Raw genomic sequence first — 12,910 nt, 5'->3', positions numbered from 1 at the left:
CGCCCGCGCCGGGGCGCCGAACCGCGTTGCGGTCGGCCCCTGTTGCGCGGGCGTCAGTCGTTGTTGCCCGGCAGGTGCCGGGTGCGCGGCGGGGGTGTGCCCGGCAGGGCGTCCGTGCGGCGCGGGAGGAGGGCCGATGCGTCCAGGTGCCGGGTGATCACCCGGGACAGGGTCTGCAACGCGGCCTGCACCTCGAGGTGGTCGAGGGCGTCCACGTCGCCGCCGACCAGCGCCGTGTCACCGGACAGGGTGGTCCAGCCCGTCCCGTCGTCACCGAGTTCGACGCTGACCGTCTCCCCCGTGGGCACGGTCACCGTGAGCGTCACGGCGTCGGCGACGGCGTTCCGGCCGGTGTGCAGGGTCGCGCGGCGGTCGAAGTCGGCGGAGGCCGCGAGCTGTTGCCGTCCGGCGGTCGCGGCCAGCGCCGAGTGGGCGTAGTGGGACACCGCCTGCCCTTCCCGCGCCAGGTGGGCGAGGGTGTCCTCCGGCTCCCAGCCCGGCCCCTGGTCCTTCGGCGGGTCCAGTACGTCGGCGGTGGCTTCCAGCGCCTTGGTCGCGGCGCGCGCGGCACGCGTGACGGGGTCGGCCGGATCGTGAGCGTGGGCGGGCCGGGTGACGGCGTCCGCGATCCGCGCGAGCGCCCGTACCGATTCCGCGTTCAGGGGTGTGCCCTGGCCGGTGAGAGATCCGATGATGTGCTGCTCGTCCCGCTTGCTCACGTCGATGCCCCGCGCGGCGAGATCGGCGTAGACGGTGTCGCGTGAGACGCGGGCCAGCCTGGCCAGTTCGGCGACGCTGCGCGTGCCGGTGCGCCACGCGTCGGCCATCAGGTCGGCCCGGTCGGAGGCCAGGCGTTCCCTTCGCTCGGCCCAGCCGATGAGTGCGGACAGTGCGTTGATGCGCGCGGTTTCGGATCGCTCGGTCATGCGACCACTGTATGTCGACTGACTCGACATGTCGACTGAGTCGACACATTCTCCGGGGCATGGTGCCGCGAGCGGCCCGTCGGAACCTGCGGGGCAGGTTCCGACGGGCCGTCCGGTTGAAGGTTGCCGAGCGTGTGCCCGGCCTCGGCGTCAGCCGTCCACCGCGAGGGCGACAACCGGGCTGACACGAGCCGCGCGGCGGGCCGGCAGGACGCCCGCGAGGGCAGTGAGAGCGGTCAGCGCGAGCAGGACCCCGATGAGCTGGAAGCCGGGGAAGTCGATCGTGGCTTCGAATCCGGTGGCCTCGAGCAGCAGTACGGAGTAAGGGACCGCGAGCAGCAGGCCCATGGTGGCGCCGAGCGCGCCGTACAGCGCTGCCTCCAGTGTCATCGCGCCGCTCAGGCCCCGGCGGGACAGACCCACCGCGCGCAACAGGCCGGCCTCGCGGACGCGTTCGACGACCGACAGGGCCGTGGTGGAGCCGACGCCGGTGATCGAGATGGCGACGGTCAGGGAGATGAGGGCCAGGGCGCCGCCCACCAGGACACGGAGGAAGGAGTCGACGTCGTCGCGCTCGTCGGCGAGGACTCTGACCGACACCTTGTCCTTCGGGCCGATGCCGGAGTTCAGCACCTGGAGGGCGTCCGTGCGGCCCTGTTCGCCGGAGGCCGCGGCGTCGGCGAGCAGACCGGTCGGGCCCGCTGGTACGCCGAGCCGGTCCAGGTCGGCTGCGGCGGTGAGGATGCCGGCGTTGACCGGTGCGGCCGCGAGCAGCGCCACCACCTCCACCTGTGTCGAGCGCTCGCCGCGCGTCAGGGTGACCTTGTCACCCACGCCGACACCCGCGTCCTGCGCGGCGAACTCCGCCAGCGCCGCCTTTCCGGGACCGAGGTCGTCGAGGGAGCCGTCCCCGGCCTGGAGCTGGTCCCAGGTCGAGAGTTTCCGCAGGTCGAGGTCGACGGCCAGGTGTTCCTGCCGCGCCGCGCCGACCGTGACCGGGGCGCCGCGTTCGGGCAGGACCCGGGTCAGGGCCTTCGCCTCACGGGCCTTCTTCACCATGGCCGGCGGGAGCGGCTCGCCCTCGTCGGAGCTGAGCCAGAAGTCGCTGGGCGCGGTCGCCGCGACCTGGCCCTCCACCGTGGTCCGCACGGAGGACGCGCCCACGAGCAGCACCCCGATCATGGTCACGCCGAGTGCCACGACCACGCTGACCGCGGCGGCCCGCCGGGTCGCGCCGCCGACTCCGCCGACGGCCAGCCGGCCGATGGGGCCGGCCTTCCGCAGCGGCCAGCCGACCACGCGCAGGATCGGGCGGACGAGGACGGGGCCGAGGGCGACCAGGGCGAAGTAGGCCAGGGCGCCGGAGAAGACGATCAGCAGCATGACCGGCAGGGCGTCGTAGTTCGGCTGGTTCGGCTCGGGCAGTTGGCTGATGGCGAGGGCGGCCAGCGCCAGCGCTCCCCCGGCCAGCACGAGGCCGCCGATGGCCCTGGTCCGGGAGATGCCCTGCTGCCCGGCGGTGGTCGAGGCGCTGCGCAGCGCCTCCAGCGGGGAGACCCGGGCGGCGCCCGCGGCCGGTGAGAGCACCGCGACCACGGTCATCGCCACCGCTCCGGCCAGCACGGCGAGGGCCGGGCCGAGCGGCAGGCCGGGCGACGCCATGCGGACCCCGAAGAGGTCGAGCACGCTGGGCAGTACGTTCCCGACCACCAGCGCGACGGCGACTCCGGCCGTTCCGGCGACGGCCCCGGTCAGGGCGCCCTCCGCGGCCAGGGCGCGGACGAGCGGCTTGCGGTCGGCGCCCACCGCGCGCAGCAGGGCCAACTGGCGCATCCGCTGGGCGAAGACGATCCGGAAGGTCGAGGTCGCCACCAGCATCGCCGCGAGCACCGCCACCGCCTCGAACACCGTGATGATGAGGAAGAGGAGCCGGTACTCGTCGACGGCGCGCTGCTGCTCCTCCCGGCGGGTCTCCGCGCCGGTGGCCACTTCGCCGCCCCCGCCCGCGTCGGCGAACACCGTGCGCAGGGCCGCGCCGACCTTCGCCTCGTCGGCGTCCGCGTCGAGGCGGACCTCGACCTGGTTGATGTAGACCTCGGGGCCGCCCAGGCTGATCGCGGTGGAGTCGGGCGCGTACGCCTGCTCACCGTCATAGCCCTGCACCAGTGCGCCGGCCGGCGCGTCCGTGACCCCGGTGACCTTCAGGGAGGCCGGGCGGTCCGCTTCGGGGCCGGTCAGCACGGTGACCGTGTCGCCGATGCCGGCGTCGAGCCGGGACGCCGAGCGCTCGGTCAGGGCGATCTCGCCGGGCGCGTCCGGGTAGCTGCCCTTGATCACGTGCACCAGGGCGAGCGGGCCCTTGCCCGGGTCGGAGGTCACGCTCAACCCGGTACCGGCGGGGCGGCGCAAGGGAAGGTAAGCGCTCGTCCGCGCCGTGGAGTCGGCCACTCCCGGCACGTCGCGGACCGTCGCGACGGCGGGGGCCGACGGGGGCAGGTCGCCGTTGCCGACGACGAGGTCCGCGGCGGCCGGGGTGCCGTGGTGGGTGTCCAGGATGGTGTGTTCGAGTGCCCGCTGCGCGAGGACGGTGCCGAACACCACGAACGCGGCGACGGTCACGGCGAGTCCGGTCAGCAGCAGCCGGGCGGGCTTGTGCAGGGCGGCCGTCAGCTGGGTGCGCATCATGCTCATCGTCCGACCGCCAGCTGTCGCAGGGCGTCGGTCACCGACGCGTGGTCGGGGCGGTCGATCTCGCCGGCGACCCGGCCGTCGGCGAGCAGCACGACGCGGTCGGCGTAGGCGGCCGCGCCCGGGTCGTGGGTCACCATGACGACGGTCTGGCCCAGTTCGTGGACCGAGTTGCGCATCATGGCCAGCACCTCCGCGCCGGAGCGGGAGTCGAGGTTGCCGGTCGGCTCGTCGGCGAAGACCACCTCGGGCCTCGACACCATGGCGCGGGCGACCGCCACCCGCTGCTGCTGCCCGCCGGACAGCTCGCTGGGCCGGTGCCCGAGCCGGTCGGTGAGGCCGAGTTCGGTGACGAGGTGCTGGAACAGCTCGTGATCGGGCCGGCGGCCCGCCAGGTCGAGCGGCAGGGTGATGTTGCGCCGGGCGGTGAGGTGCGGCAGCAGGTTGAACGCCTGGAAGACGAAGCCGATCCGCTCGCGCCGCACCTGGGTCAGGACGCGGTCCGACAGCGTGGTGAGGTCGACGCCCGCCAGCAGCGCCTGACCCGAAGTGGCGCGGTCCAGGCCGGCCAGACAGTGCATCAGGGTGGACTTCCCGGAACCGGAGGGGCCCATGATGGCGGTGAACCGGGCCCGGCCGAACGCGACGGACACGCCGTCGAGGGCGCGGACCTCGGTGTCGCCCTTGCCGTACACCTTGACCAGGTTCACCGCGGTGACCGCCCCGGCCGTCGGGAGGTGCGGTGGTGCGGCGGGCGGGAACGGGTGGGCAGTGGGACTGGGCATGGGTGCCTGCTCCTTGGGACGCGGGTGTCGGTCGGTACGCGACGCCGAGGACGAGTGGTTCCGGTGCTGCGGGTCGCCGCGTTGAGGGCATCAGCCTCGCCGGGCGGACCTGTTCGCCACATCTGCCTCGGGACAGGTCTTCGGGGGCTGCGGAGGCGGTGGGAATCTGACTTTCGGCGGATCCCGCGCGGCGGCCACGGCCGGTATCGTTCACCGCGATGTTGAACGTGCAACTTGAAGACCGGTGGAACCGGGCGGGACGCGCGGGCGGAGTCGTCGCCCTGGCGCTCCTGGGCCTCGCCGACACCGCCGTCTCCGTCATCGTCGACGGCCTGGACCCGCTGCGGTGGTCCGTGTGCGCGGTGCCGTCCCTGGCCACCGCCATGCTGTGGCTGAGGGCGGAACGGCTCGGGCCGCGCCTGCTGGCGCCGGCCGTCGTGGCCCTGGCCGTCTGCTCGCTCGCCGGCACGGTATGGCTGATCGGGCTGGACTCCGAGGGGTCATGGGGCTGGGCGGAGACCTTCGGTCTGCTCATGCTGCTGATCACGGTGGTGCGGCGGAGCCAGGGGTGGCTCATGCCCGTCCAGGCCACCGCCCTGTGTCTGGCGCTGTGCGTCCAGCCGGCGCGGGGCACCTCGATCGGCTGGGCCCAGTTCTTCGGCTGCGTCCAGGGCCTGCTGGCCGCCGCCGCCGTGGTGGTCGGCCTGTATCTGCGGTTCCAGGCGGCCGCCCGCGCGCAGCAACTCGCGGCCGTACGGGCCGAGCAGCGCGCCGAGTTCGCCCGGGACCTGCACGACTTCGTCGCTCACCACGTCACCGGCATCGTCGTCCAGGCGCAGGGCGCGCGCTACGTCGCCGGAACGAACCCGGAGCTGGCGGTCGACGCGCTCGGGGAGATCGAGCAGGCGGGTGCGCAGACCATGTCGGCGATGCGGCGGATGATCGGCGTCCTGCGGCAGGAGGACGATCAGGCGCCGCTCACCCAGTCCCCCGGCCTCGGTGAACTGGTCCCGCTCATCGAAGGGTTCACGGCGGTCGGCGGGCCCGAGGTCCGGCTCGCCGCGGACGACGTGCCGGGCGATCTGCCGGTGGAGGTGGCGAGTTCCGCGTACCGCGTGGTGATGGAAGCCCTCACCAACGTCCGGAAGCACGCGGGAGCCGCGAGCACGGTGGACGTGGGCCTCCAGCACACCCCGGAGTGGCTGTTCGTCCGGGTGGTCAATGACGGGCCGCAGCCGTCCGGACAGCGGTCCTGGACGGCCGGGTTCGAGTCCCGGTCGGGGTTCGGGCTGCTCGGACTGACCGAACGGGTCTCCGCGATCGGGGGCAGGCTCCGGGCCGGACCGGGCATCGACGGAGGATGGGTCGTGGAGGCCGCGCTGCCGCTGGCGGGCGGCACCGGGGCCGAGGCGGAGGACGGGCGATGACGATCCGAGTGATGGTCGCCGACGACCAGGCCATGGTCCGGGCCGGCTTCGGCATGATCATCAGGGCGCAGCCGGACATGCAGCTGGTGGGCGAGGCCGCCGACGGCGTCCAGGCGGTCGAGATGGCGCGGCGGCTGCGGCCGGACGTGGCGCTGATGGACATCCGCATGCCCCGCATGGACGGTCTCGAAGTGCTGCGGCTGCTCGCGGGACCGGACGTCACCGACCCGATCAGGGTCGTCATGGCCACCACGTTCGATCACGACGAGTACGTCCACACCGCCCTGCGCAACGGCGCCTGCGGCTTCCTGCTCAAGGACTCCGGCCCCGCCCTGCTGGTGGAGGCGGTCCGCGCCGCGGTCTCCGGCGAGGCGCTGATCAGCCCGTCGATCACCGTGCGGCTCCTGCAGAACCTGACCGCACCGGCTCCCGCACGCGACACCGGAGCGCTGTCCCCCCGGGAACTCGACGTGGTGCGCCTGGTCGCCAGGGGCCGGACCAACGCCGAGATCGCGGAGCAACTGGTCATCACCGTCGGGACGGTGAAGAGTCACCTCAGCAGCATCCAGACGAAGCTGGCCGCGCGTAACCGGGTGGAGATCGCCGCCTGGGCGTGGGAGCGGTCACTGGTCGGCTGAGCCCGGCACGCCCGGTCTCACCTCGGAACGGCCGTACCTGGGGCGGCGGTGTCCGGTGACCGGCCGCCCCACGCCCTCCGGTTGTCAGGAGACGGCGGCGGCGAGGCGCTCGGCCACCTCGGAGGCCGACGGCATCGCGGCGATCTCGTCGCGCAGGCGGTGGGCCGCTTCGGTGTACGAGGGCTCGGCGAGCAGCCGGGCGACCGCGGCGGCGACCGACTCCGGCGACTGCTTCCCGACGGGCAGGGCGATCCCGGCTCCGGCGGCCTGAAGACGGTCGGCCTGGCGCTGCTGACCGGCCATGCCCGGTACGACGACAGCGGGGACACCGCGGGCGGCGGCGCCGAACGTGTTGCCGGAACCACCGTGGTGCACCACGACCGACACGCCGTCCAGCAGCTGTGCGGCGGGCCGGAAGGAGACCAGTTCGACGCGTCCCGGCTCCAGACCGAAACCGTCGGTGGGCCTGCTGCCGGTCGTGGCCACCAGATCGACGTCCAGCGCGCTCAGCGACCGCAGCACCGGTCCGAGGGCCGGCGAGGCGAGTACGGTACTGAAGCTGACCAGGACCCGGGGGCGACCGGTCGCGGCCACGGGGTCGGCGCCGGAGTGGCCTTCGGTGCCCTGGTGGGGTTCCGGCCGCAGCGGCAGGCGCTCCAGGGCCGGCAGCGCACCGCCGCGTTGCAGGCTGGGCGGGCAGAGGTCCACCAGCCAGCGTCCGAATGGCGCGGCGTCGCCCGGCGCCTCCAGACCGCGCTCGAGGTATCGAGGGCGCGCCACCCGCGCCATGGCCACCAGCGCCTCCGGCTCCAGCGCCGGATCGATGGCCATGACGGCGGACGGCACCTTGAGGACGGCGGCGACCAGCGGCCCCACGAAGTCGCAGTGCTCGGACATGACCAGGTCCGGCTCCCACGCCCGCGCCCCGGCCAGCGCCTCGTCGGCGGCGAGGTCGACCCGTACCCCGGCGAAGAACTCCGCCACGACCGCGGGCGACGGCTTCGCCATGATGTCGCTGCCCGTACGGCGGTTCACCTCGGCGATCGTGGCTTCGACCGTCGGGCCGGCGGGAATGTGGACGAATCCCTCCGGCTCGATGGAACCGGCCATGCTCGCCGCGGTGACGAAGGCGACGGTGTGTCCCTGGGCGCGCAGGGCCCGCGCCAGCGGCAGCAGCGGCAGGAAGTGGCCGGTCAGGGGGTTGTTGAACATCAGGACGCGCATGGCAGTGAACCCGTTTTCCCGTACGTGCTCTGTGCGACTGCGAACAGCCGCCGGGCAGGCACCCGACTATACTTGACGTATCAATTAAGTCGGTCCGGGGGTCCGGGTCCACCGTCTCACCGGCGCAGGGATGCGGCGTCTCCCATGACGACCACCGGGTGCAGGCCGGGGTCGAGCGTCAGCAGCAGTTCCCTCATGTGCTCCTTCTTCAGGCTCACACAGCCCTGGGTGGGGCCCTCGTGGTCGACGTGCAGCCAGATGCCGCCGCCCTTTCCGGCACCCAGGGGGCGGGTCCAGTCCAGCGGCGTGAGGCCGGGCTTGCGGTTGTAGTTGATGGCGACGACGTAGTCGAAGGAGCCCGCGAGCGGCTCGCCGAGGGATCCGGTGCCCCTGATGGTGAAGCCCGTCGACTGGTCGTAGGGCAGCTCGGTGCCCGGGTCCGGCAGCAGCCCGCCGGCGTCGGTGAGGGTGAACACGCCGATGGGGGACCGCCCGTCGCCGAGGCGGTGGTCGTCGGTCCAGCCGTTCAGGGCGTTGTGGGCCGGCCAGGTCGCGCCCGGCTGCCAGCCGGCACTCGTCCGCTCGTACACCACCGCCTCGGAATCCGAGGAGTCCTTGCCACGGCCGGTGACGAGGACGACCTGCCGGGTGTTCTGCGGTATCTGTGCCAGCGTCCGGGGGCCCACCCCCGGCAGCTCCTCGGGAGCCGCCTCCGGAGTGCTCTCCGCGGAAGTCCCGTCCTTCGGCAGGGCTTTGCCCTGTGCCGTGCCGGGCCCGTCCGCGGGGGTGTGCGTCACCTCGTCCGCCGCCGCGGACGGGTTCGAGGCGCTGCCGCCCGTCCAGGCGTCGCCGCCCGCGCACCCGGTGAGGGCCGTGGACGCGGCAAGGGTGACGGCCAGCGCCGTCAGGCGGCCCACCGGCCGGGACGGGGACACGGACGCCTGCTGGTCCGGGCGCGGTGTGCGGGAACGCCGTGATGTGAGGCGAGTACGTGAAGCCATGTCGATCAGCCTGGACGACACATGTGAGGAAGTGGTCAGCGTCTTCGGTCCGTTGTCGAACGGGCGTGTGCGGGCGTGCGTGCGGGCGCGGCCGGCCGGGATTCCCGCACACCGGCCGCGGGCCGGCCTCAGCGTGCGGAGCCCGCCACCCACTCCTTCCACGGCATGTTCCAGCCGTTGAGGCCGTTGTCAGGGGCGATGGTCGCGTCCTGGGAGTTGCGCACCACGACGACGTCGCCGAGGAGGGAGTTCGCGTAGAACCAGGCACCGTCCTGGGACGCGTCGCCGCCGCCCTGGACGTCGTTGAGGCCGACGCAGCCGTGGCTGATGTTGGACCGGCCGAACACCGAGTCGTCGCCCCAGTAGTTGCCGTGGATGAACGTGCCCGACGTGGAAAGGCGCATCGCGTGCGGGACGTCGGGGATGTCGTACTCACCGGCGAACCCCACCGTGGCCCCGTCCATCCGGGTGCTGACCAGCTTCTCCGAGATCACCATCCGGCCGTTCCAGGTGGGCGAGCTCGCGGCGCCCGCGGTGATGGGTATGTCCCGTATCGTTCGGCCGTCGCGGACGACGCGCATCCGGTGCCTGGCGGCGTCCACGGTGGAGACCTGACTGCGCCCGACGGTGAACCGGACGGTCTTGTCCTGCTCGCCGTAGGCGTCCTCGGCGCCCTTGACGCCGTCGAGGCGGATCCGGACCGTCACGGTGGACCCGGCCTCCCAGTACTCCTGCGGGCGGAAGTCGAGACGCTGCGCGCCGAACCAGTGGCCGACGACCTTCTGTCCGCTGCTGGAGCTGACCGAGATGCCGGACTCCACGGCCTTCTTGTCGGTGATCGCCTTGTCGAAGGTGAACGAGACCGGCATCCCCACGCCGACCTTCGAGCCGTGCTCCGGAACGTACGTGCCGACGAAACGGTCGTCCTCGTCGAGGGTCGTGAAGGTGACCCGCTCGGTCGCCTTCGCGCCCTTCCCGCCGGTGGCGACGGCCGTCAGCCGGTAGGTGGTGCCGTGGTCGAGGGCGGCGTCGGGCGACCATGTCCTGTTGTCCCGCGAGGCTTTGCCGGGCACGGTGGCGCCGTCCGCCGTGACCAGGGACGCCTTGGCGATCGAGCCGTGCTCGACCTCGATCCGGCCGCCGCTGCGGACGGACACACCCTTCTGCCCGTCGGTGGCGTTGAGGACGATGCGTGGTTGCGCCGCGGCCCCGGCCGGGGGCTTCTTCGCGCTGTCGTCCTCGGACCGCGGGCTGCCGCCGCAGCCCGCCAGAAGGCATGCCGAGACGGACAGCACGGCCACGGCCCGGACGGGGCGGGGCAGAGCGGTGCGGATGCGGTGCATGGTGTCTCCGTCGTGTGCGGGAGCGGTACGCCCCACCGGTGGTGGGAGCTGCGGGCCCCGGCCGGCGTGCGGCGGGCGCCGTTCGGCGCCACGACGGCGGGCCGGGCGCGGACCGCTGCGTCCGCGGCCACGCCCGCGTCCGCCGCGGCGGTCACGGCTCGCGACCGCCCTCGCGTCCCGCGGGCACGGCACGACGGCGCCGGCACCGGGCGCACGCCTCGGGGTGTGGCTCATGCTGACACCCGGGTGTGAGGAAGTTGTCAGGTCGTGGGAAGGCCAACACCCACCGTCCGCCGGTGTTCCGGCCCGTTTAGAGTCGACGACGTGTGCGCACATGTGCTGGTCGCGGAAGACGACGACATGCAGGCGGAGCTGATTCGCCGGCTCCTGGTGAAGGAGGGCCACTGCGCCTTCCTGGTCTCCGACGGACGGGCCGCGATCGAGGAGGCCCGGCGCCGCAGGCCCGACCTGATCGTCCTGGACCTGATGCTCCCCGAGGTCGACGGATACGGGGTCTGCCGCGCGCTGCGCGACGACGAGGACGAGCCGATCCCGATCCTGATGCTCACCGCGCGCTCGGCCGAGGAGGACCTGCTCCTCGGTCTCGAACTCGGCGCGGACGACTACATGACCAAGCCGTACAGCCCCCGGGAGCTGATGGCCCGCATACGCACCGTGCTGCGCCGTACGCTGCGCGCCGCGGAATCCTCTCCGGTGCTGCGCGCGGGCGGTGTCACCGTCGATCCGATCCGGCACCTGGCGACCTGCGACGGCTCCCCTGTCACCTGCACCCCGGGCGAGTTCGCCATCCTCCGGGCGATGGTCGCGGAACCCGGCCGGGTCTTCTCGCGTCGCCAGCTGCTCCAGCACACCCGCGGCCACGACCGCGCGTCCACCGAGCGCGCCATCGACGTGCACATCATGAACCTGCGCAAGAAGATCGAACCGGACCCGCGCAGGCCGGTCCGGCTGCTGACCGTCTTCGGCGTCGGCTACAAGCTGGTCGGTACGCCGTGACGGCCCGCCCCGCCGCGTCCCGCCTGGGCGTGCCCTGGCGTCAGAGCCTGCTGGTACGGCTGCTGCTCACCTCCATGACGATCATCGTCGTGTCCGTCGGGGCCACGGCCTGGCTGGCGGTCGAGACCACCACCCGCGCCGTCCAGGAGGAACGCGGTCAGCTGCTCTCCGACGACACCGACATCCTGCGGCGGCTGAGCGGTTTCGCCGCGACCCACGAGGACTGGGACGGAGTTCAGGCTTCGGTGCGCGCGCTGTCGGACACCACGGGCCGGCGTATCGCCGTGACGACCACGTCCGGCCGTGTCATCGCCGACTCGCACTCGGCGGGGATGGCGCTGCCGGCCCGCGCCTCGGCCACCATCGACCCGTTGCGGACCGACACCTACACCGAACCGGGCGCCCAGCTCTCCGGCATCGACCCGCGTGCGGTGGGCCCGTACGCGCTCGACGCCACCGAACGCAAGCAGGTACGTGTCGTCGCTCAGAAGCGTCTGGCGTGCATGGAACGGTACGGCAGCACCGGCACCTTCCGGCAGGTCCCCAGCGGACGCACGGTCATCGTCGCCGACGGCGAGGAGGCCGACGTGCCCATCGAGTGCGCAGACGGATCCCTCAACACGCCCACCGAGACCGAGGCGAAGGCGCTGGACGAACTCAACAAGCTGGTGACGGCCTGTCTCGGCCCCGGACGGGACGGGGGCGTCGCCAAGTTCGGACTCGGCGTCTCGCTCATCACCCACTTCGGGACCAGGAGCAAGGTCCACACCGGCCCGGCAATCGACCACCAGAAGACCCAGGACTGCATAGACAGCTCGCAGCGCAGTCAGCTCGAACCGTACGTCGCCCCGCGGGCGCTGCTCTACCTGGGCAGCGGCCAGGATCAGGACCAGCGGATCTCGGTGTTCGACCTGTCCACCGGCAACAAGGCCAAGATCGTCGGTGTCACCGCGGCGATCCTCGTCCTGACCCTCGCCCTGACGGCGGCCGTGGCGATCCGTCTCGTGCGCCCGCTGCGGGCCCTGACCGCGGCGGCGCTGCAACCGCCGCAGCTGCACGCGCGGGTCGCCGTCACCACCAAGGACGAGACCGGCCGCCTGGCCGCGGCCTTCAACGAACTCACCGAGCGCCGTGAACAGTTGGAGGCCCAGCGCAAGGCCATGGTCAGCGATGTCGCGCATGAGCTGCGGACCCCGCTGACCAATATCCGGGGCTGGCTGGAGGTCACCCGCGACGGGCTGGTCGACCCGGACCCGGACCTGATCGCCTCGCTGCACGACGAGGCGCTGCTGCTCCAGCACATCATCGACGATCTGCGGGACCTCGCGGCGGGCGACGCCGGCACGCTGGAGCTGCACCGCGAACCGGTGAGCGCTGACGAACTCGTGGCGCAGGTGGTGTACGCCCACCGCGGCCGGGCCGACGCCTCGGACATCCGTCTGGACAGTCGTACCGAGCCCGGTCTGTGGCTCGACGCCGATCCGGTGCGGATGCGCCAGGTCCTGGGCAACCTGGTCTCGAACTCGCTGCGGCACACACCCGCCGGCGGCACCATCACGCTCACGGCCGCGCCGGACGGCGACACGGTGGTGCTCACCGTCCGGGACACGGGCAGCGGGATCTCCGCCGAGGACCTGCCCCAGGTGTTCGAGCGCTTCTGGCGGGCCGAGAAGTCCCGCAACCGGCGCACCGGCGGCAGCGGGCTGGGCCTGTCCATCGTGCGCCAGTTCGTGGAGGCGCACGACGGCACGGTGACCGCCGAGAGCACGCCCGGTGCCGGGGCGGTGTTCACCCTGCGCCTTCCCGGCGGTCCGTGTCCGGACAACGTGCCGTCCTGAGCGGGTCCACGGCCGGACGGCGC

General features: G+C 72.9%; 10 protein-coding genes. 4 read left to right on the top strand and 6 right to left on the bottom strand.

Annotated elements, in window-relative coordinates; translation table 11 throughout:
* Positions 1 to 53 precede the first annotated feature (53 nt).
* From DN051_RS42790 to DN051_RS42780, 3 genes are all read right to left on the bottom strand, one after another.
* Complete coding sequence (locus DN051_RS42790) at positions 54 to 926, bottom strand: hypothetical protein (protein ID WP_053763543.1); 873 nt, start codon at positions 924 to 926, stop codon at positions 54 to 56.
* A 150-nt stretch (positions 927 to 1,076) separates the two neighbouring features.
* On the bottom strand, positions 1,077 to 3,611 hold the full coding sequence (locus DN051_RS42785; protein ID WP_246041284.1) for an FtsX-like permease family protein: 2,535 nt from the start codon (positions 3,609 to 3,611) through the stop codon (positions 1,077 to 1,079).
* A gap of 2 nt (positions 3,612 to 3,613) precedes the next feature.
* Complete coding sequence (locus tag DN051_RS42780; RefSeq protein WP_112443138.1) at positions 3,614 to 4,399, bottom strand: ABC transporter ATP-binding protein; 786 nt, start codon at positions 4,397 to 4,399, stop codon at positions 3,614 to 3,616.
* Positions 4,400 to 4,617: 218 nt separating this feature from the next.
* Here DN051_RS42780 and DN051_RS42775 point away from each other — a divergent pair, with 218 nt between their 5' ends.
* Entirely contained in the window at positions 4,618 to 5,826 is a 1,209-nt protein-coding gene (locus tag DN051_RS42775; protein WP_112443137.1) for a histidine kinase, read from the top strand.
* Positions 5,823 to 6,464: a response regulator gene (locus tag DN051_RS42770; protein WP_112443136.1), complete on the top strand. Its 642-nt coding sequence runs from the start codon at positions 5,823 to 5,825 to the stop codon at positions 6,462 to 6,464. Before DN051_RS42775 ends, DN051_RS42770 begins: the two co-directional genes overlap by 4 nt.
* An 84-nt stretch (positions 6,465 to 6,548) precedes the next feature.
* On the opposite strand, the gene DN051_RS42765 is transcribed toward DN051_RS42770, so the two are convergent.
* The 3 genes from DN051_RS42765 to DN051_RS42755 all read right to left on the bottom strand — a co-directional run bounded on the left by DN051_RS42765 (position 6,549) and on the right by DN051_RS42755 (position 10,032).
* On the bottom strand, positions 6,549 to 7,688 hold the full coding sequence (locus DN051_RS42765) for a glycosyltransferase (RefSeq protein ID WP_112443135.1): 1,140 nt from the start codon (positions 7,686 to 7,688) through the stop codon (positions 6,549 to 6,551).
* Between the two features lie 116 nt (positions 7,689 to 7,804).
* Positions 7,805 to 8,689, bottom strand: coding sequence for a L,D-transpeptidase family protein (locus DN051_RS42760; RefSeq protein ID WP_246041283.1), 885 nt, complete (start codon positions 8,687 to 8,689; stop codon positions 7,805 to 7,807).
* A 128-nt stretch (positions 8,690 to 8,817) separates the two neighbouring features.
* Positions 8,818 to 10,032, bottom strand: a complete 1,215-nt coding sequence (locus DN051_RS42755; protein ID WP_112443134.1) for a L,D-transpeptidase — start codon at positions 10,030 to 10,032, stop codon at positions 8,818 to 8,820.
* 324 nt (positions 10,033 to 10,356) lie between these two features.
* Here DN051_RS42755 and DN051_RS42750 point away from each other — a divergent pair, with 324 nt between their 5' ends.
* Together DN051_RS42750 and DN051_RS42745 are read left to right on the top strand one after the other, a co-directional pair.
* On the top strand, positions 10,357 to 11,049 hold the full coding sequence (locus DN051_RS42750; protein ID WP_053763535.1) for a response regulator transcription factor: 693 nt from the start codon (positions 10,357 to 10,359) through the stop codon (positions 11,047 to 11,049).
* Between the two features lie 74 nt (positions 11,050 to 11,123).
* Positions 11,124 to 12,887, top strand: a complete 1,764-nt coding sequence (locus DN051_RS42745; protein WP_112443390.1) for a sensor histidine kinase — start codon at positions 11,124 to 11,126, stop codon at positions 12,885 to 12,887.
* The last annotated feature ends 23 nt before the right edge of the window (positions 12,888 to 12,910 follow it).

The sequence above is a fragment of the Streptomyces cadmiisoli genome, from assembly GCF_003261055.1.
Classification (GTDB): domain Bacteria; phylum Actinomycetota; class Actinomycetes; order Streptomycetales; family Streptomycetaceae; genus Streptomyces; species Streptomyces cadmiisoli.
Note: the sequence above shows the minus strand (reverse complement) of the source record. Positions and strands in the feature narration are given on the sequence as shown.